Origin of the sequence: Novosphingobium sp. KA1, assembly GCF_017309955.1 — a bacterium.
Classification (GTDB): domain Bacteria; phylum Pseudomonadota; class Alphaproteobacteria; order Sphingomonadales; family Sphingomonadaceae; genus Novosphingobium.
Genome location: NZ_CP021247.1, coordinates 807,501 through 827,677 on the forward strand (window position 1 = coordinate 807,501; position 20,177 = coordinate 827,677).

The window sequence follows — 20,177 nt, forward strand, 5'->3', positions numbered from 1 at the left end:
ATCTCGACTTGTGGCTGCGCCTGTCCAGCGTGACCCGGATGGGAAACGTGCCCGAACGACTGGTGCGCTATCGGCGCTACCCCGGACAAGTCTCCTCGCGCCACGCCACCGAACTGCAGATCGGCACTGCCGTGGCACGGCTTGCCTGGCACGAGCGCAGGGCAGGACGCGTCGATCCGACCGCAACACTGGAGCAATTGCCTCCGATCGACGATCTGGATGCCCTGTTCCACCGTCCCGGCACGTCCCGCGAAGTGCGGGCGCAAGTGGCGCTGGCGCTGCGCTATTCGGAAGACGCCTTGCGTAACGAGGGGTTTGACCTGCTGGTCAGCCACTTGCGCGATGGCGGCCGACGTGACGGGATGTGGCGCACGGTCATGCGCCTCGTCCGCTTCGGGGAACCGCTGCGTGCGCTGCGCCTGGCCGCGACGCTTTCCATGACCGCGCTGGCCTGACCGCGGATGAACGACACGCCGCCCAGCCCGTCGGAAGCGCCGCCAACGGAAAGTGGGCGCGGCAGCGGCAACGTGAAGACTGCCGCGCTTTGGGCTGCAGCCAGTCAGTATTCCCAGTTCGCGCTGCAGTTCGTGACGTCGGTGCTGGTCTCGCGCTTCTTCCTCAAGCCCGAGGAGATCGGGCTGTTCTCGGTCGCGCTGGCAACGGCCATGATCCTCTCGGTCATCCAGGATTTCGGCCTGACCCGCTATCTTGGCCGCCATCCTACCGCCGACGAGGAAACCGTGCGCCACTGCACGGTGATCGCGATCACTTTTTCGGTACTGCTCGCCGCGCTGATCCTGGCCTGCGCCTGGCCGGTCGCGCGCTTTTACGGCGAGCCCCGGCTGTTTGCGATCCTCGGCCTGATCGCCGCCTCCTACCTGCTCAATCCCTGGAGTGTGGTCCCGGTCGCGATGCTCTCGCGGCGGCTCGATTTCCGGGGCACTTTCCTCGTCAATGCCTCGGGCGCGGCAAGCAGCAGCATCTGCGCGCTGAGTCTGGCCGCACTCGGCTATTCAGCCGAATCGCTGGCCTGGGCGATGATCGCACAGTCCGCGGTGCGCGCGGTTGTCGCGCAAGCACTACGTCCCGCCCGGCCCGGCCTCGGCCTCAAGCGCGCGCAGCTTCAGGAAATCATCTCGTTCGGTTCGGGCAGCGCACTGCTCTACCTCTCGGGCGGCATCGGCATGCGCACGCCGGACCTTATCGTCGGGCGTCTTCAGGGCATGACGGCAACCGGTCTGTTCAGCCGCGGCGTCGCCCTGGCATCGCAGTTGCACTACCTGGTCGCCGGAGCGGTCGGCTCGATCTATTATCCGACGTTCGCCCGTCTGCGCGACGAAGGCAAGGACCTGGGGCCCTATTACGAGCGTGTCGTTGCCGCCCACGGCGCCATCGTCTGGCCCGCCATGGCGCTGCTGGCGGTGCTGTCGGAACCAGTGATCCTGCTGCTCTACGGTCCCGGCTGGGCGGGCGCGGCGCCGCTGCTGGCCTATGTCGCGATTGCTGAATGCTGTTTCGTCGCGCTGCCGCTGCACATGGACCTGCCGATCCTGCTGGGCCACTTGCGCCGGCTGTTCTGGTTCAACCTGGCCGACACCGCGCTTTCGGTCGGCACCCTGATCGCCGGCGCCGCCATCGGCGTGGATGCAGCCGCAGCCTCGCGCATCGTTTACGGGCTGGGCTGGATCTGCATCTATGCCGGATGGATGCACCGACTTGTCGGTTTCCGCTGGCCAGCGCTGCTGCGCACTTATGCCTCCAGCGCCGGCGTGGCGCTGGCAAGCGCGTTGCCGGCATTCTGGGCCGTCACGTTCTGGCGGCGACCGGACACCCTTGGCCTTGACGGCCTCGTCGCCAGTGCGGCGCTGGGCGGCCTGGCATGGGTGCTGGCGATCACCGTCCTGCGCCACCCCGCCCGCAGCGATCTTGCTGGAATGGCAAGACATCTTGCCGTGCCGCTGCTGTCCCGCATTCCTGCCCTGCGACGCTGGCAAAACGTGGCGAAATCCGCCGACTCGTGATACTCTCCTGACCTGACAATATCCGACGAAGCTCAAGCTTCGCGGGGAGGATGACATGATTGGCGGCGCGCTTGCGCTGACGCTCCTGCTCGCTGACACAGCGGCTGCGGGCGCAGCGCCCTTACCTGCGACACCGGCTGGCGAGACCGGCCAGACCACCGGCGAGCGCGAGCAGACGCTCAAGACCGCTACCGATCGCGACGAGCGCATGACCGTGAGCGTGGCGGTTCAGGGCAAAGGCCCCTATCACTTCCTGATCGATACCGGATCGCAGCAGACCGTCGTCTCGAACGACCTGGCCGGCATGCTTGGCCTCGCGCTTGGTCCCAAGGTCACGGTGCTGGGCATGGCCGGCGCCAGCGATGTCGCGACCGCTCGGGTCGACAGCATCGCCATCGGCGAACGCGCGTTCAACGACCTGACCGTGCCCCTGCTCGAAGCCCGGCACATCGGCGCGGACGGCATCATCGGCACCGACAGTCTGCAAGGCCAGCGCGTCACCCTCGATTTCGAGAACGAGACGATCGCCATCGCGCCGACCAGGCCCTCCGCGCGGGCGGGCGGCTACGAGATCGTTGTCCATGCCCGCAAGCGGCTCGGCCGCCTCATCATGGCCGATGCCAAAGTCGACGGCATCCATGTCGACGTAGTGATCGATACCGGGGCAAGCAGCGCGGTTGGCAATCTGGCGCTGCAACAGGCCATGCGCAAGCAAGTGGCCGGACTGGTGCATCTGGCGGGCGTGACCGGCGACGACATTCCGGCCGAACTGGTGATCGCCCACAAGCTGCAAGTGGAGAAGCTGATCCTCACCAATGTCGCCATCGCCTTTGCAGATTCCCCTGCCTTTCACGAACTGGGCCTGCACAGGCGCCCGGCCCTGTTCCTCGGCATGCGCGAACTCAAGGTCTTCAAGCGGATCGCGATCGATTTCTCGACCCACAAGGTGCTGTTCGACCTGCCTGTGACGGTCGAGGACGCAGGCGAGAAACGGCGCGGCGATCCGAACGATCTCGTCAAGAGGATTGCCTCCAGCGACGCGCACCCTAAATAGCGCGGATGCCGCCAGACACTGCCGTAAACTCTCCCGCTGCCCGCCACGATGGCTGGCGCACGCTGCTGCGCTTCATGCCCTACCTGTGGCCGCGCGAGAATCCGGCGCTGCGCTGGCGGATCGTATGGGCCTGCCTGTTCATCCTGCTGTCCACCGCAACCCAGCTTGCCCTGCCCTACATGATGAAGTGGGCGGTAGACCTCATGGGGGCGACGGGTCCCAGGCTGGTGCAACTGGCGATGCTCACGGTGCTTGGCTACGCGGCCGGGCGACTTATCCAGACCGCATTCGACAACATACGCAATATCGTGTTCGAACGCGTCGGCCAGGACGCGACCCGCGAACTGGCGGAAAGCGTCTTCGGCCAGCTCCACAACCTCTCGCTGCGCTTCCACCTCGCCCGCCGGACCGGCGAAGTGACCAAGACGATCGAGCGCGGCACCAAGAGCATCGACACGATGCTTTACTTCATGCTGTTCAACATCGCGCCGACCGTGCTGCAATTGCTGGTCGTGGCGGTGATCTTCTACGTCAACTTCGGCCCCGGCCTCGTCGTCGCTACCGCCCTGGCCATCGCTGCCTATATCTGGGTGACCCGCACGATCACCGAATGGCGCACCAAGCTGCGCGAGCAGATGAACCGGCTCGACGGGCAGGCCCTGGCCCGCGCGGTGGATTCGCTGCTCAACTACGAGACGGTGAAGTACTTCTCCGCCGAGCATCGCGAGAAGGCGCGTTATGCCCAGGCGACCCGCGCCTATGCCGATGCGGCGGTGAAGAGCGAGAACTCGCTCGGCCTGCTCAACATCGCACAGGGCGTAGTGGTGAACCTGCTGATGGCGGGCGCACTCGGCTACACCGTGTGGGGGTGGTACAAGGGGCAGTATACGGCAGGCCAGCTGGTCTTCGTGCAGACCTACCTGACCCAGCTGTTCCGCCCGCTCGACATGCTGGGCATGGTCTATCGCACCATCCGGCAGGGCCTGATCGACATGGCGGAGATGTTCCGCCTGCTCGACGAACCACAGGAAGTCTCGGACAAGCCCGGCGCCCCCGCGCTGGTGGTTCGACAGCCCTCGGTCGTGTTCGACAACGTGGTGTTCGGCTACGAGCCGGATCGCGGCATTCTGAAGGGCCTCTCGTTCGAAGTGCCCGCCGGGCAGAACTTCGCCATCGTCGGGCCTTCGGGCGCGGGCAAGTCCACGATCGCGCGGCTGCTGTTCCGATTCTACGATCCCCAGCAGGGCCGCATCCTGATCGACGGGCAGGACATCGCCGAAGTGACGCAGGCGTCCTTGCGCGCCGCCATCGGCATCGTGCCGCAGGATTCGGTGCTGTTCAACGACACCATCGGCTACAACATCGCCTATGGCCGTCAGGACGCGGGGCAGGACGAAGTGGAAGCCGCCGCGCGCGGTGCTGCACTGCTGGGGCTGATCGACCGGCTGCCGCAAGGCTACGATACCGAAGTGGGCGAGCGCGGCCTGAAGCTTTCGGGCGGCGAGAAGCAGCGCGTGGCGATTGCCCGCACGCTGGTGAAGAACCCGCCGATCCTGCTGCTGGACGAGGCGACTTCCGCGCTCGACACCCGCACCGAGCAGGACATTCTGGCGACGCTCCACCGCGTGTCGGAAAACCGCACCAGCCTTTCGATCGCCCACCGCCTCTCGACGATTGCCGACGCCGACCGGATTCTGGTGCTGAACGAAGGCCGTCTTGCCGAAAGCGGCACGCATGGCGAACTGCTGCGGATCGACGGCCTCTATGCCGAAATGTGGGCCCGTCAGGCCGCCGAGGCCGAAGCCATGATCGAGGCGGCGGAATAGGCCGTCACTTCACGACATCGGCCTCGTGCCAGACCACGGCCTGCGCCGCCTTCATGCAGTTTTCCGCCGTATCCCACGACAGCGAGGGCGAGCCGTAGAGCCGCCAGCCCTGCGCCAGCGCCTCGGACACGCGCTCGCAGAAGGCGCGGTCGTCCGCTCCAGTGAGCAGGCGGTAGATCGGGCGGTCTTCGGGGGTCTGGTACATCGGCATCTCTCTCGGTTTTCGAAGGTTCAGATGCCTAGCCACTCCAGCGGGGCTGGCAAGCCCCCGGCGGCATAATCAACCTGAAGCACGCGCCGTCTGCGGTGCCCGGCCCCCGCTTTGACCACGACCGCATTCGAGGCGTGGAGGATCGGCGTGCGGTAGAACCAGACATCGCCGACCTCGGCAAGACAGGTGCGGACCGGCAAGCCAGCCACCACCGCATCCACTTCGCTCACGGGAATGCGCCCCAGCAGGTGCGAGCCCAGCGCCACCAGCAAGGGCGCATTGTTCTCGTCCACCGGATCGAGATGAATGCGCACCGTCACCATGCCCTCGATCACCGAAAAGGGCGGTTCGACATGGCGAATGCCCTGCTTGACCGACCAAGGGCCGAAACCGGTAACCTCGGCCTGTTCACGCACGGCGATCGTGCGGTCCTGATGCCAGCCGAGCGCCCAGTCGGTTCGCTCGTTCTTGTCGAACAGCACCGCGCGAACCGGGCGCACATCGCAGCCCCGCACCTTGGCCGCCATCGCGCCAATGGGGCCGTCCGTATCCAGCAGGCGCGCCAGATCGGCATCGCCGGAAATACGCACACCCGCATGGCCGTCCGGCCATTTCGCGAGGACTGCCGCAAGGTCGTTCAGCAGTGCTGTCGCCAGACCCCGATGAAGGCAGGCCCCGTCGCGGCCAATATCCAGCGCAGCCGGATCACCCACCCGGATAACGCTCGAATTCCGGAACCTGCGTCGTGTCCTTCATCCACGAGACCCGCTCGGCCACCTGGATGTGGGCGCCCGGCGGCAGCGCCTCGGGATCGTCAAGCGTGGCGATCTGGATATCGACGATGCCAGGCAGATATTCGGCATTGGTGTACCACAGCCCGGTCCCGCAGCGCGGGCAGAAGTGACGCATGGCTGTGCCGCTGGAATTGAACACCGCCGCATCGCCCTGAATCACTTCGAACTCGGCATGGCTGAACGCGCCCCAGGCCACCACCGGTGCCCCCGCCGACTTGCGGCAATCCGTGCAATGGCAGAACGCGGCGTGGAGCGGCTCACCCTCGACGCGGTAGCGCACGTCGCCGCACTGGCAACCACCTTCTAGCTTCATGACGATTCTCCTTTTCGCCCCCGAATCTGGCCGCTCGAATCTGGCCGCCCGAATCTAGCCGAATAAAAAGAACATTCAAGGAACAAAAAGGGGCGCGAGACCGAAGTCCCGCGCCCCTTTTCAATCCTGCCCGAGGGCTGGAAATCAGAGAATGTACTTCGACAGGTCGGCGTTGCCCGCCAGCCCCGCCAGCTTTTCGCTGACATAAGACTGATCGATCGTCACCGTCTCGCCCTTGCGGTCCTCGGCTTCGAAGCTGAGTTCCTCCAGCAACTTTTCCATCACCGTCTGCAAGCGGCGGGCGCCGATGTTCTCGACGCTTTCGTTCACTTGCGCGGCGATCTTGGCGATCTCGGTCACGGCCTCGGCGGTGACGTCCACCGTGACTTCCTCGGTCGCCAGCAGCGCCTTGTACTGCGCCACCAGATTGGCGCGCGTCTCGGAGAGGATGCGCACGAAGTCTTCCTCGGTCAGCGCCTTGAGTTCGACGCGGATCGGCAGGCGGCCCTGCAGTTCGGGCAGCATGTCCGAAGGCTTGGCCACGTGGAACGCGCCGCTGGCGATGAAGAGCACATGGTCAGTCTTCATCGGGCCGTACTTGGTGGCAACCGTGGTACCCTCGATCAGCGGCAGCAGGTCCCGCTGCACGCCTTCGCGGCTGACCGAACCGCCACGCACGTCCGAAACCGCGATCTTGTCGATCTCGTCCAGGAAGACGATGCCGTTGGTTTCGGCATTGGCCAGCGCGGTGCGGGCGACGTCGTCCTGATCCATGCGCTTTTCCGACTCCTCGTCGACCAGCTTGTCCCAGGCGTCGGGCACTTTCATCTTGCGGCGCGTCAGCTTCGGTCCGCCGAACTTGCCCATGATGTCCGAGAGGTTGATCATGCCGACCGAACCGCCCATGCCGGGGATCTCCATCGGCGCCGAGGGGGTATCCTCGACCTCGATCTCGACTTCGGTCTCGTTCATGGCGTTTTCGGTGATGCGCTGGTGGAACGAGGCGCGGGTTGCCTCCGAAGCCCCGTCGCCGACCAGCGCGTTGAGCAGACGCTCCATCGCCGCCTTGCTGGCTGCCTCGCGCACCGATTCGCGGCGACGGTCCTTTTCGAGACGGATCGCCTCTTCCACCAGGTCGCGCGCGATCTGTTCGACGTCGCGGCCGACGTAGCCGACTTCGGTGAACTTGGTGGCTTCCACCTTCACGAAAGGCGCATCGGCCAGCTTGGCGAGGCGGCGGCTGATCTCGGTCTTGCCGCAGCCCGTGGGCCCGATCATCAGGATGTTCTTCGGCGTCACCTCGTCACGCAAGTCGAGCGAAAGCTTCTGACGGCGCCAGCGGTTGCGCAGGGCAACGGCGACGGCCTTCTTGGCTTCGGTCTGCCCGATGATATGCTCGTCGAGCGCGCGGACGATGGCCTTGGGGGTCAGGGTGTCTTTCATGATGTCCTGCAAATTCAGATGGTCTCGACCGTGACGCGGTCGTTGGTGAAGACGCAGATGTCGGCGGCGACGGCCATGGCGCGCCGGGCGATCCGCTCGGCATCCTCCTCGTACTCGTCAAGCGCGCGGCCGGCGGCCAGCGCATAGTTGCCGCCCGAACCGATCGCGGTGATGCCACCTTCGGGTTCCAGCACGTCGCCATTGCCGGTGAGCACCAGCAGCGTCTCGGCATCGGCGACGATCATCAGCGCTTCCAGATTGCGCAGGTACTTGTCGGTCCGCCAGTCCTTGGCGAGTTCGACCGCTGCGCGCATCAGTTGGCCGCGGTGCTGCTCAAGCTTGCGCTCGAGGCGTTCGAACAAGGTGAAGGCATCGGCGGTGGCGCCGGCGAAGCCCGCGATCACCTTGCCGTCACCGATCCGGCGCACCTTGCGCGCGTTGGGCTTCATGACGGTATTGCCCATGGAAACCTGGCCGTCGCCGGCGATGACGGTCTTGCCGCCCTTCTTGACACCGATGATGGTGGTTCCGTGCCACTGGATCAGGCCGTGGCTCGCCCCGCTATTGTCCATGCTGCGGATATATGGCGGCAGACGGCGGGTTCAAGCGCTGGCCGCCGCGAAGTGATTGCACGAAACGAAAATGCCCGCGCAGACCAGGAGGCTTGCGCGGGCATTTCGAAAGCGTGATCGCCTGGATCAGCTGCCGTTCGGACCGGGGCCGGTCGGTTGCGTGCCGGTCCCCATGCCGGCAGCGCCGACCTGGCCGATGTTGCCGAACAGATCCTCGAGCAGACCGCGATGACGGCCCAGCGTCGGCGTCGTATCGCCTTCGGGGCGGATGCGCGCGACATCGTCGATGCCCTTCTTGTCCACCGCAACGACATTGCCCGCCGGATCGAAGCGCACGCGCAGGATCGTCTGTTCCGCGGTGCGCGGACGACCGAACGGCGGCGTCTTCACGGTCTGCGACACGTAGTAGTAGTCCTTCTCGCCAAACTGGCTGACGAAAGTCGGACGGCCGAGGGTCTTTTCCACCGACTGGCGATTGTCGACACCGGGCGAGACCGAATCGACCAGCGTCTGGTCGACCAGGTAACCGCGATGATCGCGGATCGAGGTGCAGCCCCCCGTCAGTGCAGCCAGCGCCAGAACGACGCCAGCGGTCTTCACCCTGAGACCAGAGCCGTGACCAGAACCGCGCATTTTCCCACTCCAATTCACGGGGCTGGTCCGCTCCGGGCATTGCCTGCCGGCGCGAGAGCCATATATCGACCCGAAACAACGGTACCGAGCCTTAGGGCCCAGCGGCTTGTCGCGCAATGGGCGTTGGGGCAGGTTGCTTGAATTGCCCCTGAACAAGAAGCCCCGCCACACGTTCCGCCAAGAGTACCGTCGGCGCGCGGCGAGAGGAAAGGCCCGAAACCACGTGAACCTGCTCAGCCGCCTGATCGGCAGAAACCCGGACAGCACCCAGGCCCGCCGCGAGGCCGTGCGCCCACTATGGCGCCGCGTGGTCGAGATCGCCCGCGAGAAACCGTGGTATGCCGAACACGGCATAGCCGATACCGTCGCCGGGCGATTCGACACGATCACGCTGGTAATGGCCCTGGTGGTGCTGCGCATGGAACGTAGCAAGGACCTGATCGACCCCGCCGCGCGGCTGACCGAGCTGTTCGTCACCGACATGGACGGCCAGTTGCGCCAGTCCGGCATCGGCGACCTTGTCGTCGGCAAGCACATGGGCAAGCTGGTAAGCGCGCTCGGCGGCCGCATCGGCGCGCTCAGGGACGCATTTGCGCAGATCGAGGCCGCGCAGGTCGACGCCCCACTGGCCGCCGCGCTGGAACGCAACATGACACTGAGGGAAGGCGCCGAGGCAGCCATGCTGGTCACGCCGGTCAAGGCACTCGCCGCCGCCCTCGAAACCACTTCGAACGAGGCCCTTCTGGCCGCAAGGATAGACCGATGAGCGAACTGCCCCCCTCTCCCGATTCCGCCCCCGATGCGGCCCCCGAGTTCTCGCGCCGCCTCGACATCCGGCAGGTCGAGAGCAAGCCGGGCCACTTCGAGGCCAATGCTTCTGAACGCGCCGCACTGGCCACGCGCTTCGGCCTTGTCCGGATAGACAGCCTCTCGGCCGATCTCGCCCTCACCCGCAGCGACCGCCAGGTCGAGGCACGCGGCACGCTGAAGGCCGCCTTCATCCAGTCCTGCGCGATTTCGGCGGAGGACCTGCCGGTCAGCGTGGAGGAACCGGTGTTCTTCCGCTTCGTGCCCGAAACCGACGACCACACCCCCGACGAGGAAGTCGAACTGACCGCCGACGACCTCGACGAGATCGAGTACACCGGTACTCACATCGACATCGGCGAAGCCGTGGCGCAGAGCCTCGCGCTCGCCATCGACCCGTTCCTCACCGGACCCAATGCCGACGCCGCCAGGCTGGCCGCCGGGATCGGCACACCCGAGGACAACGGCGCCTTCGCCGCCCTCAAGGACCTGAAGCTCGGCAAGTAGCCTGACCCGCTCAAACGCACAGCGCCCGGAGACAGGGACCTGTCTCCGGGCGCTGCAACGATGCAGGTTCCTGCCATAGACCGGACCCGCAAGGGCCCGGAACGAGGTCAGTCAACCATGCCGGCAACCAGAAGCCGAAGCTCGCGAAGGGGCAGCAAACCATTGGCGGCGCCGATCCCCTGCCGGCTCGCATGCGGCTGCTGGCGGTTGTCGTTCTTGTGGAAGGGGCGTTCAAACGCGCCCGTAATATTCTTGATCATGTAGTCCTGTTATCGCGGCTCCTGGCCGCATCTTTCTATCTTCTGAAATTGCTGCGCTGCTTGCTTGGCGCCGCCTGCCCCGGGGAGCGTTCGCGGAAGACGATCCGCCCCTTGCTGAGGTCATACGGCGTCATTTCGACGTGGACGCGGTCGCCCGCGACCGTGCGGATCCGGAACTTGCGCATCTTTCCTGCCGTATAGGCAATGATGCGATGCTCGTTATCGAGCAGGACGGCAAACCGTCCGTCCGGAAGCACTTCCTCAATGAAGCCTTCCATCGTCAGCAGTTCTTCTTTCGCCACGGCGCTCAACCCTCAAATGCATTGCCAGACACCGGACACACGAACGCGTGTCCGGAAACGATTGCCAGGAAGCTGAAGAGGATATCGAGCTTGCAGCCGGGTCAGGAACACGTAGGTTCAAAAGCACCGATGCTGAAAATCATCTCGCCATTAAGCGACGTAGCTTTGCCGATATAGAGGAATGAAACGCAAATTTCAAGGCCGCCCCGTCCTGGCGGCCCATTCAACACACATCATGCGTGAAATGTCATTTCAGCACCAGCGAATGTGCCTCCTGCGACCGCCAGTTCAATGCGGTCGCAGGAAAAGCCTGCAGGCGGAGCGCACGTCGCCCGAAAATCAGGTCACGTCCATCGCGTAACCGGCCGCACGGACGGTGCGGATCGGGTCGACATCGCCGTCGCGGTTGATCGCCTTGCGCAGACGGCGGATATGGACGTCGACGGTGCGCTCGTCGATGTCCGAATCCATGCCCCAGACCCCGTCGAGGATCTGCTGGCGCGAAACGACGCGGTTCGGACGCTCCATGAAATAGCGCAGCAGGCGAAACTCGGTGGGGCCGAGATGCAGCGCCTCGCCGCCGCGGCGCACGCGGTGGCTGGTGACGTCCAGCTCGATGTCGCCCCACTGGAGAACATTGCCGGCCAGTGACGGACGCGCCCGGCGCAGCAGCGCCTCGACCCGGACCATCAGTTCGCGCGGGCTGAACGGCTTGGTGACATAGTCGTCCGCACCGGTCTTGAAGCCGCGGATCATGTCCTCCTCCTCGCCGCGGGCGGTGAGCATGAGAATCGGGATCTGCGCGGTTTCCTTGTCCTTGCGCAGCTGGCGGCAGACCTCGATGCCGGGCACATGCTCGATCATCCAGTCGAGGATGATGGCATCCGGCACCTGTTCCTGCACCATCAGCAGCGCCTCTTCGCCGTCGCCGGTGCTGCGCACCTGATAGCCTTCGGCGCTGAGGTTCCAGGTCAGCAGTTCACAGAGCGCACGGTCGTCCTCGACGACCAGGACCGACGGATTCACGGCAGGTTCCTCGTGTCGTTGGTCATGCTGTCACGCTCGGCGTGATAGTCGCCGGTGGCGGCGTAGTAGACCATCTCGGCCACGTTGGTGGCATGATCGCCGATGCGTTCGAGGTTGCGGGCGATGAAGAGCAACTGCGCGGCGCTGGTGATCGTTGCCGGGTTCTCCATCATGTGGGTCAGCAACGAACGGAACAGCGTGTTGTAGAACTGGTCCAGCTTCTCGTCGCGGCGGATCACTTCCTGCGCCAGCGCGGCATCGCGCGAACCATAGGCGTTGAGCACGTCGCGGACCATGCCCTCGGCGATCTCGGCCATCATCGGCACGAGTTCGAGCGGCTCGATCTTGCCCCGGTTCTCCATCGCGTTGACACGCTTGGCGATGTTCTTGGCATAGTCGCCGATACGCTCGATCACGCCGGAGATCTTGAGCGCGGCGATGACGTCGCGCAGGTCGTCGGCCATCGGCGCACGCAGCGCGATGGTGCGAACCGCCAGGCGGTCCACTTCGGCTTCCAGCGCATCGAGGCGGGCGTCGGCGGCAACGACCTGTGCGGCGAGATCCTCGTCATGCTGGGTCAGCGCGATGATGGCGTCGCGGATCGCGACTTCGGCGAGGCCGCCCATCTCGGCGACGAGGCCGCGCAGCTGGCCGATCTCGCTGTCGAAGGCCTTTACGGTGTGATCAACCATGGCTCTTGTCCTGTTTTCCCTGTCTTCGCCGTCAGCCGTAGCGACCGGTGATGTAGTCCTTGGTCTTCTCCTCGCGCGGGGTCGTGAAGATCTGGCTGGTATCGCCATATTCCACGAGATTGCCGAGGTGGAAGAATGCCGTGCGCTGCGACACGCGCGCGGCCTGCTGCATCGAGTGGGTGACGATGACGATGGCGTAGGTGTCCTTCAACTCGTCGATCAGTTCCTCGATGCGCGCCGTGGCGATCGGGTCGAGCGCGGAGCACGGCTCGTCCATCAGGATGACCTCGGGGCTGACGGCAATGGCGCGGGCGATGCACAGGCGCTGCTGCTGGCCGCCCGACAGCGCGGTGCCGGGCTCGTTCAGGCGGTCCTTCACTTCATCCCACAGGCCCGCCTTGGTCAGCGCGCTCTCGATGATCCCGTCCATGTCCGCCTTCGACGGCGCCAGGCCGTGGATACGCGGACCATAGGCGATGTTCTCGTAGATCGACTTGGGGAACGGGTTCGGCTTCTGGAACACCATGCCGACGCGGGCGCGCAGGGCCACCGGGTCCATGTCGGGCGCGTAGATGTTCTCGCCGTCGAGCAGGATCTCGCCGGTGACGCGGGCGTCGGCAATCGTGTCGTTCATGCGGTTGAGCGACCGCAGGAAGGTCGACTTGCCGCAGCCCGACGGACCGATGAAAGCCGTCACGACCCCGTTGTCGATGTCGATCGACACGTTGTTGATGGCCTTCTTCGCGCCGTAGTAGACGTCGACGTTGCGTGCGGTGAGCTTGGTCTGCTGCATTGTCTCGACTTTCATGTCCTTACCAGCGGACCTCGAATTTGTTGCGAAGGTAGATGGCGAGGCCGTTCATCGCCAGCAGGAAGACCAGCAGGACAATGATGGCGGCCGACGTGTTCTGCACGAAACCGCTGTCGATTTCGTCGGACCACAGGAAGATCTGCATCGGCAGCACGCTGGAAGGATCGGTGATCCCGCCCGGCGGGGTGACGACAAAGGCACGCATGCCGATCATCAGCAGCGGCGCGGTTTCACCCAGCGCGCGGGCCATGCCGATGATGGTGCCGGTGAGGATGCCCGGCAGCGCGAGCGGCAGGACGTGGTGGAACACCGTCTGCATCTTGCTGGCGCCGATCGCCAGCGCCGCGTCGCGGATCGAGGGCGGCACCGCCTTGATCGCGTTGCGGCCGGAGATGACGATGACCGGCATCGTCATCAGCGCCAGCGTCAACCCGCCGACCAGCGGCGACGAACGCGGCATGCCCAGCGTGTTGATGAACACCGCAAGGCCCAGCAGGCCGAAGATGATCGAGGGCACCGCGGCCAGGTTGTTGATCGAGACTTCGACCCATTCGATCCAGCGCGCCTTGGGAGCGAACTCCTCCAGGTAGATCGCCGCCAGCACGCCCATCGGGAACGAGAGCAGCAGGGTGACGAGCATCGTCAGCAGCGAGCCCTTGGTCGCCCCCCAGACGCCGGCGACGTCGGGATCGGTCGAGTCCGAGCCGGTCAGGAACGACCAGTCGAGCCCCGAAAGACCGTTCTTGAGCATGATCACCAGCAGCAGCGCCAGGAAGGCGAGGCTGAGGACGATCGCGCCGAACCCGATCAGCTTGAAGCGGCGCTCGGCGGCGTTGCGGCGCGCGATGCGCCGCGCGGCTTCCGGCGTTTGCCAGCGCGCATTGCCCTGGGCGGCGCCACTGAGACGTGCGTTACTCATAAGCTTCCCGGAAACGCTTCACCACACGGAGCGCGATGATGTTGAGAACGAGGGTGACGATGAACAGCACCAGGCCCAGCGCAAAGGCGGAGAGCGTCTTGGGGCTGTTGAACTCCTGGTCGCCGGTCAGCATCTGGACGATCTGGTAGGTGACCGTGGTCATCGAGGCGAAGGGGTTCGCCGAAAGGTTGGCGGCAGCGCCCGCGGCCATGACCACGATCATGGTCTCGCCGATGGCGCGGCTGATCGCCAGCATCACGCCCGCGACGATGCCGGGCAGCGCGGCGGGCAGCAGCACTTTCTTGATCGTCTCCGACTTGGTGGCGCCCAGCGCCAGCGAACCGTCGCTCATCGCACGGGGCACGGCGGCCAGCGCGTCGTCGGCCATCGACGAGACGAAGGGAATGATCATCACGCCCATCACCACACCGGCCGCAAGCGCGCTTTCGGTGGAGGGATTGGCCATGCCGAGCGAGGCGGCAAAATCGCGGAAGATCGGCGCCACGGTCAGCGCGGCGAAGTAGCCGTAGACCACGGTGGGAATCCCTGCGAGGATTTCCAGCACCGGCTTCAGCCACTTGCGGATGGTCGGCGTGGCGTACTGCGTCAGGTAGACCGCGCTCATCAGGCCGAGCGGGATCGCCACGACCATGGCGATGATCGCACCGATGTAAATCGTGCCCCAGAACAGCGGCACCGCGCCGAAGCTCTCGCCGAGGTTGTCACCGCGCGCCGAGCCCGGTGACCAGTGAGTGCCGAGCAGGAAGTCGATCGGCGAGACGTCCTTGAAGAACATGCCCGCCTCGAACACCAGCGAGGCAACGATGCCGAAGGTGGTCAGGATCGCCATCAGCGAGGCGAGCAGCAGCACCCCCATCACCGCCCGTTCGACGCGGGTGCGGGCCGGATAGTTGGCGCGCACCTTGGTGAAGGCCCAGCCGCCGCCGGCCAGCGCCACGATCACCACCAGCAGCGCGCCGATCAGGCCGAAGCGCTCGTGCGCGGCGCGCACCGGCTCGGCCAGGGACTGCGCCAGGGGATTGAACGCAGCCTGGTCCGGGTTCTGGGCGATGGCCTTGGCTTCCGAGAGCACCGCTGCGCGGCTCATCTCGTCGGCCGGAAGCTGCGCGGCGGCCGGATCGGCCATGACCGCGCCATCGACGAGGCCAGGCATGATCGCGGACCATGCGCCCCAGGCGAGCAGTGCCGGGATCACGATCCACAGCACCACATGCCAGCCATGGTAGCCCGGCATCGAGTGAAGCGAGCCGCGCCCCGTGTGGAGCAGCCGGGCCCGGCCCCGTGCGGCAAACCAGCCGACGAGGCCGAGGCCGAGAACGGCCAGGAGAACTCCCGTGAGTATCATGAGGCCGTTCCGGCGCCTTTCGGTCTAGACGAGATTACTTGAGGTCGGCGGGGTTGAGCGGGGTCATCTTGGCGATGATGTCCGCGCTCTTGGCACGCACCGCGTCGGGCGAGATCACCATGCCCTTGGCCTTGAGGTAGCCATCCGGCCCCCACGACTTGGCCCACTCGTTCACGTAGGCCTGCAGGCCCTTGATCGGCGCGAGGTGCTGCTTCTTCACGTAGATGTAGAGCGGGCGCGCACCGGGGTACGAGAAGTCCGAGATCGAGGCATAGGTCGGCACCACGTCGGACATCGGGATGCCCTTGATGGTCTTGGCGTTCTCTTCGAGGAACGAGAAGCCGAAGATGCCGATGGCCTTGGGGTTCTGCGAGATCTTCTGGACGATCAGGTTGTCGTTCTCGCCAGCGTCGACGTAAGGACCGTCCTCGCGGATGTCGTGGCAGATCGCCTCGTACTTGTCCTTGTCGGTGTCCTTGAGCGCCTTGGTCGCGGCGTCGGTCTTGCAGCCGGCCTCGAGGATCAGTTCCTTCAGCGCGTCACGCGTGCCCGAGGTCGACGGCGGGCCGTAGACAAGGATCGGCTCGGCCGGGAGCGACGGGTTGACGTCCTTCCAGGTCTTGGCGGTGTTGGGCTTGCCGAACGGGTTGGCGGCCAGCGCCTTGTAGATGTCGGTGGGCGTCAGCTTCATGCCGGGGCCGTTCTGGGCTTCGGCGAAGGCGATGCCGTCGATGCCGACCTGGATCTCGACGATCTCGGTCACGCCGTTCTTCTGGCATTCCTCGTACTCGGACTTCTTCATCCGGCGCGAGGCGTCTTCGATATCCGGGTGCTGGGCGCCGACACCGGCGCAGAACAGCTTCATGCCCGCGCCCGTGCCGGTCGATTCGATCACCGGCGACTTGCCGCCGGCCTTGGCGACTTCCTCGGCCACGGCGGTGGCGAAGGGATAGACGGTCGAGGAACCGACGGCGCGCACGAAGTCGCGCGAACCGGCTGAGGAGCCGCCCGAGCCGCCGCAACCGGCAAGTGCCACGCTGGAGGCAGCGACGATAAGGAAGGTCTTGGTGGAACGCATGATGTCACCCCTTGGGCTTCAAGTGTGAGTTGCCCCTATTGGCCTACAATGACACTTCCATGACAAAGAAGTGACATTGTTCGCCAATCGGCGCAATTGCTGGTTTTTCGGAGGATTAGGCGCATCAAGACGCGCGTTTTCGGGCCCGGCGCAGAGCAGGCTGCGCCGGGTGGAATTCAGGCAAGTACGCAAGAGGAAGCGGACCTTGCGGCCCGCCCCCTTCGCGGGTCATCTCGTCAGAAGTCGAACTGGGCGCGCATGCCCATCGAATCGACGCCGTAAGTGCCGTCGGTGCCATTGACCAGCACCGGCGAATCCTTCACCCAGACATGGCCGTAGTTGAGGATGAAACGCACATAGTCGGTCGGCATCCAGATCGCGGAAATGCCAGCGGTCTGCTCACGTCCACCGACGATCCCGGCGTCGTTGAGGTTCAGCCAGTCATAGCGGACATTGAGCTGGACCGCGCCGAGGCCGCCCTTGTCGAAGCCGTCATGCGGACGGATACGTTCGAACACGCCATTCTTGTAGGCGGTCTCGTCATGGGTGAGCATATAGCCAACTTCGGCATAACCGCCGTTGAAGGTAGGGTCGGCAAAGCCGGTGCGCCGCACCTTCTGCCAGTAGCTTTCGCCCGAGGCATGGAAACGCCCCTTGATCCACGCTGCCTCGAGCCCGAGCCCGAGTTCGTTGGTCGCCCCGGTGACGCCCCCGCTGAGCAGCCGCAAGTCGGTGGTGTGGACGAAGGGACGGCTCTGGTAGGTCACCGTGGTGATCGAATCGTTGAGCGTGCGCCAGTGGACCGATCCGCCCAGGTGCAGCGTGCCGCCCGCCAGCCTGGGCATGTAGACGGCGCGGCCGTCCACGCTCCACGACTTGTCGTAGTCGCTGTTGAGCGAATTGGGATCGTCGCTGAACACACCGCCCTGCAGCACCACGTCCTTGCCCAGGTACTGGGCATTGAGGCCGACGCGGCGCTCGAAGCCGAAGGCGCTGGTGAAGGCGGCACGCTCCATGAAGCTGGTGAACAGGTCCGAGGTCTGGTCCTCGAGGCCGGTGTTCGGCTTCTGGTTGCCCAGCGCCAGGGTAATCTTCGGATTGACCCGGTAGGTCAGGTACATGTCATTGATGGCGACACTCGAATTGGCAAGGTCGACCTCGAAACGATAACCGAACCCGCCCGGCATGGTGCCGTCGAAACCGAGGTAGGCACGGCGCAGTTCGGTGCTGACGCCGAGGTGATTGCTCGAGCTCTCGTTGAGGCCCGAGGGCCCGTCGACACCGCCCGCATCGATCTGGAGACGGCCCCGCGGCTTGAAACTCCAGCCGTTGTCGCCCTTGAATTCCGGCGCGCCCTTCCAGGCGACCTGTACCGGCGGCGCCTTGGCGGCCTGCTGGGTGACGGTTTCCTTGGCGGCAGCGGCAACGCTGGCCGATTGCGCGGCGCTCTGGGCGGCGCTGGCGGCGGCGCTGGCGGCGGCGGAAGTCGCGGCATCGGCGCGGGCATTGGCGTTCGCCAACTGGCCTTCGAGCGAATCGATGCGGCTGGCCATCGCCTTCATCTGCGCGCGCATCGCTTCCAGTTCCTGGCGAATCGCAGCCGAATCCGATGACGAAGACGATGCCGCCTCAGCCGGATTCGCCCAGCCCGCAGCAATGGCAAGTGCCGGCACGGACAGCGCCAGCGTTAAAATTGCCTTTGGTTTCCTCACCTTGCTCGACCTTTCATGAAACTTTGATGGCATCGACACGACGCCAGTATGACTGGCGTGTTTCAATTCCATGACAATTTATAGCGCGGGCGCCGGAAAGCGCGGTTTCCTGCGGATTTTGCTATGAAAGTTTATGGCCCGTTTACGACTACTCCGTGACAAAGCATGTCGACGCACCCGGCGGTCACAATTGTCACTCAACCGTCATTCTAGAGCCATAGTCGGCCGGTCGGCGCCCACTCACGGGCCCATTTTTGCGATAATCCGCCCAGCGACCCGGAAGCCGACGCCCGATGCCCTCTAGAATGGCGAACATGCCCCACCCGTCTTTTGCACCCGCGCTGGCGACCCTGCTTGCCCCGCCGCTCACCGTGATGTCCGCACTCGCGCCCATCCAGGCACAGGCACAGGCGATCTCCCCCGCGGAAGCCGCCAGTCTGCAGGCGCAAGTCGCCGCGCTCAAGGCGCAAGTCGAATCGATGGAGGCCCGCCTCGCCGCCGCCGGCCTTGCCCCCACTGGCGCCCCCCCCTCTGGCGTCGCCCCTGCCGGCGTCGCTCCCGCCAGCAGCGCGCCCGCGCGTGACGCGTCCCCCGCCGCCACGCACCCCGCCGTTGCCGCCACCACACCCGCAGCCGCCCCGGCCGATCCCCGCCCCGGCGCCGCGATCGGCTGGAAAGGCAGCCCGCAGATCACCGAGGGTGACCGCGCCTTCAAGGTCAAGGGCCGCATCCAGGCCGATGCCAACTACGTCCGTGCGCCCGGCTCGCTGGGTGACGAAGGCCTTGGCTTCTCGAACGAGATGCGCCGTATCCGGCTGGGCGCCGAAGGCGCGATCGGCGGCGGCTTCGGGTACAAGCTGGAACTCGAACTCTCCGACAATGCCGTCGATCTTGTCGATACTTATGTCAGCTACAAACACGGGCCGTGGAACGTGAAACTGGGCAACCAGAACCCGTTCCAATCGCTCGACGAGCTGACCGGCGACACCAGCGGCAGCGTGATGGAGCGCGCCGCCTTCACCGACGCCTTCAATTTCGAACGCCGCCTCGGCGCCTCGGTGCAATACCAGCGCGGCGCCCTGCTCGCGCAGGCAGGCCTGTTCAGCGACGACATCGGCGCGCTCGCCAACGATGCGGACGGGGAGACCGGGGGCGACGAGAACAACAGCCACGGCGTCGATGCGCGGCTGGTCTATGCGCCCAGGCTGGGCAAGACCCAGCTGCACCTGGGCGGCTCCGTCCACTGGCGCGATCTGGGGCGGCTGTCGCAAGGGGATACCCGCTATCGCCAGCGCCCGTTCGTCCACTCGACCAACACGCGCCTGATCGGCACCCCGGCGATGCAGGTCGCGAGCGAGTTCAACTGGGGCTTGGAAACGGCCGTGATCCGGGGCCGCTGGCATGCCGCCGCCGAATACAACACCCTCACCGCCGATCGCCTGGACGCGCCCTCGGTCCGCTTCCAGGGCGCGTACGGCGAACTGGGCGTGTTCCTGACGCCGGGCGACAGCCGGGGCTACAAGGAAGGCATCTTCACCAACAAGGCCCCGGCGCGTCCGCTCGGCAGTGGCGGTTTCGGCTCGCTCCAGCTCACCGCGCGCTACGACTGGCTCGACCTCGACGACCGCGACATTCGCGGCGGCAGCCAGCAGGCCTATATTGCCGCGCTGGTCTGGACCCCGGTGGAATACTTGCGCTTCAATCTCAACTACGCGCGGCTCGCCTACAAGGGCGCGAAGGCCCTGCCCTCCGGCCGGACCGACTACGGCGCGAACGTCATCGGCACGCGCTTCGAGCTCGACTTCTAGGATTTGCGAAGGGAGGCCGCGG

Annotated in this window: 23 protein-coding genes (1 of these 23 only partly in view); 8 read left to right on the forward strand and 15 right to left on the reverse strand. The window is 65.5% G+C overall.

All coding sequences use genetic code 11. The annotated features are described in order from the left end of the window. The 4 genes in view from CA833_RS04030 to CA833_RS04045 are tightly spaced (at most 55 nt apart) and all read left to right on the forward strand, a layout consistent with a single transcriptional unit that may run on beyond the window. Positions 1–455: the 3' portion of a glycosyltransferase gene (locus CA833_RS04030; RefSeq protein ID WP_207079307.1), read on the forward strand. The gene continues 547 nt to the left of window position 1, outside the view; the window shows 455 of its 1,002 coding nt (coding positions 548–1,002); the start codon falls outside the window, past its left edge; the stop codon is at positions 453–455. A gap of 6 nt (positions 456–461) precedes the next feature. Then, positions 462–2,021, forward strand: a complete 1,560-nt coding sequence (locus tag CA833_RS04035; protein WP_207079308.1) for an oligosaccharide flippase family protein — start codon at positions 462–464, stop codon at positions 2,019–2,021. 55 nt (positions 2,022–2,076) lie between these two features. Then, positions 2,077–3,075 carry an aspartyl protease family protein gene (locus tag CA833_RS04040; RefSeq protein ID WP_142632156.1) on the forward strand — a complete coding sequence of 333 codons (999 nt, stop codon included), beginning with the start codon at positions 2,077–2,079 and terminating at the stop codon, positions 3,073–3,075. A gap of 5 nt (positions 3,076–3,080) precedes the next feature. Continuing rightward, complete coding sequence (locus CA833_RS04045; protein WP_207079309.1) at positions 3,081–4,901, forward strand: ABC transporter ATP-binding protein/permease; 1,821 nt, start codon at positions 3,081–3,083, stop codon at positions 4,899–4,901. A gap of 4 nt (positions 4,902–4,905) precedes the next feature. Here the strand turns inward: CA833_RS04045 and CA833_RS04050 are convergent, their stop codons facing one another. From CA833_RS04050 to CA833_RS04075, 6 genes are all read right to left on the reverse strand, one after another. After that, on the reverse strand, positions 4,906–5,106 hold the full coding sequence (locus CA833_RS04050) for a DUF1737 domain-containing protein (protein ID WP_021235064.1): 201 nt from the start codon (positions 5,104–5,106) through the stop codon (positions 4,906–4,908). A 26-nt stretch (positions 5,107–5,132) separates the two neighbouring features. After that, positions 5,133–5,825, reverse strand: a complete 693-nt coding sequence (locus tag CA833_RS04055) for a phytanoyl-CoA dioxygenase (protein WP_242526259.1) — start codon at positions 5,823–5,825, stop codon at positions 5,133–5,135. Next, positions 5,818–6,219, reverse strand: coding sequence for a GFA family protein (locus CA833_RS04060; protein WP_207079310.1), 402 nt, complete (start codon positions 6,217–6,219; stop codon positions 5,818–5,820). The genes CA833_RS04055 and CA833_RS04060 overlap by 8 nt, the downstream gene beginning before the upstream one ends. A gap of 144 nt (positions 6,220–6,363) precedes the next feature. Next, positions 6,364–7,662 carry an ATP-dependent protease ATPase subunit HslU gene (gene hslU, locus CA833_RS04065; protein ID WP_207079311.1) on the reverse strand — a complete coding sequence of 433 codons (1,299 nt, stop codon included), beginning with the start codon at positions 7,660–7,662 and terminating at the stop codon, positions 6,364–6,366. 14 nt (positions 7,663–7,676) lie between these two features. Then, positions 7,677–8,234, reverse strand: coding sequence for an ATP-dependent protease subunit HslV (hslV, locus tag CA833_RS04070; RefSeq protein ID WP_142632152.1), 558 nt, complete (start codon positions 8,232–8,234; stop codon positions 7,677–7,679). Between the two features lie 126 nt (positions 8,235–8,360). Then, positions 8,361–8,867, reverse strand: a complete 507-nt coding sequence (locus tag CA833_RS04075) for an outer membrane protein assembly factor BamE (protein WP_142632151.1) — start codon at positions 8,865–8,867, stop codon at positions 8,361–8,363. 223 nt (positions 8,868–9,090) lie between these two features. Between CA833_RS04075 and CA833_RS04080 the strand changes: the two genes are divergently transcribed. Next, positions 9,091–9,633: a ubiquinol-cytochrome C chaperone family protein gene (locus CA833_RS04080; RefSeq protein ID WP_207079312.1), complete on the forward strand. Its 543-nt coding sequence runs from the start codon at positions 9,091–9,093 to the stop codon at positions 9,631–9,633. Continuing rightward, complete coding sequence (locus CA833_RS04085; RefSeq protein ID WP_142632149.1) at positions 9,630–10,181, forward strand: DUF177 domain-containing protein; 552 nt, start codon at positions 9,630–9,632, stop codon at positions 10,179–10,181. Before CA833_RS04080 ends, CA833_RS04085 begins: the two co-directional genes overlap by 4 nt. A 107-nt stretch (positions 10,182–10,288) precedes the next feature. On the opposite strand, the gene CA833_RS04090 is transcribed toward CA833_RS04085, so the two are convergent. The 9 genes from CA833_RS04090 to CA833_RS04130 all read right to left on the reverse strand — a co-directional run bounded on the left by CA833_RS04090 (position 10,289) and on the right by CA833_RS04130 (position 18,188). Beyond that, positions 10,289–10,441 carry a hypothetical protein gene (locus CA833_RS04090; protein ID WP_207079313.1) on the reverse strand — a complete coding sequence of 51 codons (153 nt, stop codon included), beginning with the start codon at positions 10,439–10,441 and terminating at the stop codon, positions 10,289–10,291. A 35-nt stretch (positions 10,442–10,476) separates the two neighbouring features. Continuing rightward, a complete protein-coding gene (gene infA, locus CA833_RS04095; RefSeq protein ID WP_142637328.1) occupies positions 10,477–10,743 on the reverse strand; it encodes a translation initiation factor IF-1 in 267 nt (88 codons plus the stop codon). Between the two features lie 339 nt (positions 10,744–11,082). Then, on the reverse strand, positions 11,083–11,769 hold the full coding sequence (gene phoB, locus CA833_RS04100) for a phosphate regulon transcriptional regulator PhoB (protein WP_142632148.1): 687 nt from the start codon (positions 11,767–11,769) through the stop codon (positions 11,083–11,085). Next, positions 11,766–12,461: a phosphate signaling complex protein PhoU gene (gene phoU, locus CA833_RS04105; protein WP_142632147.1), complete on the reverse strand. Its 696-nt coding sequence runs from the start codon at positions 12,459–12,461 to the stop codon at positions 11,766–11,768. The genes phoB and phoU overlap by 4 nt, the downstream gene beginning before the upstream one ends. Positions 12,462–12,492: 31 nt before the next feature. After that, positions 12,493–13,254 (reverse strand): phosphate ABC transporter ATP-binding protein PstB, encoded by a 762-nt coding sequence (pstB, locus tag CA833_RS04110; RefSeq protein ID WP_221889460.1) that lies wholly within the window; start codon positions 13,252–13,254, stop codon positions 12,493–12,495. 19 nt (positions 13,255–13,273) lie between these two features. Further along, entirely contained in the window at positions 13,274–14,191 is a 918-nt protein-coding gene (pstA, locus tag CA833_RS04115; RefSeq protein ID WP_207079314.1) for a phosphate ABC transporter permease PstA, read from the reverse strand. Then, positions 14,184–15,557 carry a phosphate ABC transporter permease subunit PstC gene (gene pstC / locus CA833_RS04120; protein WP_207079315.1) on the reverse strand — a complete coding sequence of 458 codons (1,374 nt, stop codon included), beginning with the start codon at positions 15,555–15,557 and terminating at the stop codon, positions 14,184–14,186. The genes pstA and pstC overlap by 8 nt, the downstream gene beginning before the upstream one ends. A 34-nt stretch (positions 15,558–15,591) precedes the next feature. After that, positions 15,592–16,635 carry a substrate-binding domain-containing protein gene (locus tag CA833_RS04125; protein ID WP_142632143.1) on the reverse strand — a complete coding sequence of 348 codons (1,044 nt, stop codon included), beginning with the start codon at positions 16,633–16,635 and terminating at the stop codon, positions 15,592–15,594. 236 nt (positions 16,636–16,871) lie between these two features. After that, positions 16,872–18,188 (reverse strand): OprO/OprP family phosphate-selective porin, encoded by a 1,317-nt coding sequence (locus CA833_RS04130; RefSeq protein ID WP_242526260.1) that lies wholly within the window; start codon positions 18,186–18,188, stop codon positions 16,872–16,874. Between CA833_RS04130 and CA833_RS26865 the strand changes: the two genes are divergently transcribed. Together CA833_RS26865 and CA833_RS04135 are read left to right on the forward strand one after the other, a co-directional pair. Continuing rightward, entirely contained in the window at positions 18,175–18,366 is a 192-nt protein-coding gene (locus tag CA833_RS26865) for a hypothetical protein (protein ID WP_242526261.1), read from the forward strand. The two genes, CA833_RS04130 and CA833_RS26865, sit on opposite strands and share 14 nt — an antisense overlap. Positions 18,367–18,661: 295 nt before the next feature. Continuing rightward, complete coding sequence (locus tag CA833_RS04135) at positions 18,662–20,155, forward strand: OprO/OprP family phosphate-selective porin (protein ID WP_242526262.1); 1,494 nt, start codon at positions 18,662–18,664, stop codon at positions 20,153–20,155. Positions 20,156–20,177 lie beyond the last annotated feature (22 nt).

Excerpts from the sequence above, each read along its gene's own strand:
- CA833_RS04035 (WP_207079308.1), top strand. The coding sequence starts at position 462 with ATGAACGACACGCCGCCCAGCCCGTCGGAAGCGCCGCCAACGGAAAGT.
- CA833_RS04040 (WP_142632156.1), top strand. The coding sequence starts at position 2,077 with ATGATTGGCGGCGCGCTTGCGCTGACGCTCCTGCTCGCTGACACAGCG.
- CA833_RS04045 (WP_207079309.1), top strand. The coding sequence starts at position 3,081 with ATGCCGCCAGACACTGCCGTAAACTCTCCCGCTGCCCGCCACGATGGC.
- CA833_RS04050 (WP_021235064.1), bottom strand. The coding sequence starts at position 5,106 with ATGTACCAGACCCCCGAAGACCGCCCGATCTACCGCCTGCTCACTGGA.
- CA833_RS04060 (WP_207079310.1), bottom strand. The coding sequence starts at position 6,219 with ATGAAGCTAGAAGGTGGTTGCCAGTGCGGCGACGTGCGCTACCGCGTC.
- hslU (WP_207079311.1), bottom strand. The coding sequence starts at position 7,662 with ATGAAAGACACCCTGACCCCCAAGGCCATCGTCCGCGCGCTCGACGAG.
- hslV (WP_142632152.1), bottom strand. The coding sequence starts at position 8,234 with ATGGACAATAGCGGGGCGAGCCACGGCCTGATCCAGTGGCACGGAACC.
- CA833_RS04075 (WP_142632151.1), bottom strand. The coding sequence starts at position 8,867 with ATGCGCGGTTCTGGTCACGGCTCTGGTCTCAGGGTGAAGACCGCTGGC.
- CA833_RS04085 (WP_142632149.1), top strand. The coding sequence starts at position 9,630 with ATGAGCGAACTGCCCCCCTCTCCCGATTCCGCCCCCGATGCGGCCCCC.
- CA833_RS04090 (WP_207079313.1), bottom strand. The coding sequence starts at position 10,441 with ATGATCAAGAATATTACGGGCGCGTTTGAACGCCCCTTCCACAAGAAC.
- phoU (WP_142632147.1), bottom strand. The coding sequence starts at position 12,461 with ATGGTTGATCACACCGTAAAGGCCTTCGACAGCGAGATCGGCCAGCTG.
- pstB (WP_221889460.1), bottom strand. The coding sequence starts at position 13,254 with ATGCAGCAGACCAAGCTCACCGCACGCAACGTCGACGTCTACTACGGC.
- pstA (WP_207079314.1), bottom strand. The coding sequence starts at position 14,191 with ATGAGTAACGCACGTCTCAGTGGCGCCGCCCAGGGCAATGCGCGCTGG.
- pstC (WP_207079315.1), bottom strand. The coding sequence starts at position 15,557 with ATGATACTCACGGGAGTTCTCCTGGCCGTTCTCGGCCTCGGCCTCGTC.
- CA833_RS04125 (WP_142632143.1), bottom strand. The coding sequence starts at position 16,635 with ATGCGTTCCACCAAGACCTTCCTTATCGTCGCTGCCTCCAGCGTGGCA.
- CA833_RS26865 (WP_242526261.1), top strand. The coding sequence starts at position 18,175 with ATGCGGCTGGCCATCGCCTTCATCTGCGCGCGCATCGCTTCCAGTTCC.
- CA833_RS04130 (WP_242526260.1), bottom strand. The coding sequence starts at position 18,188 with ATGGCCAGCCGCATCGATTCGCTCGAAGGCCAGTTGGCGAACGCCAAT.
- CA833_RS04135 (WP_242526262.1), top strand. The coding sequence starts at position 18,662 with ATGCCCCACCCGTCTTTTGCACCCGCGCTGGCGACCCTGCTTGCCCCG.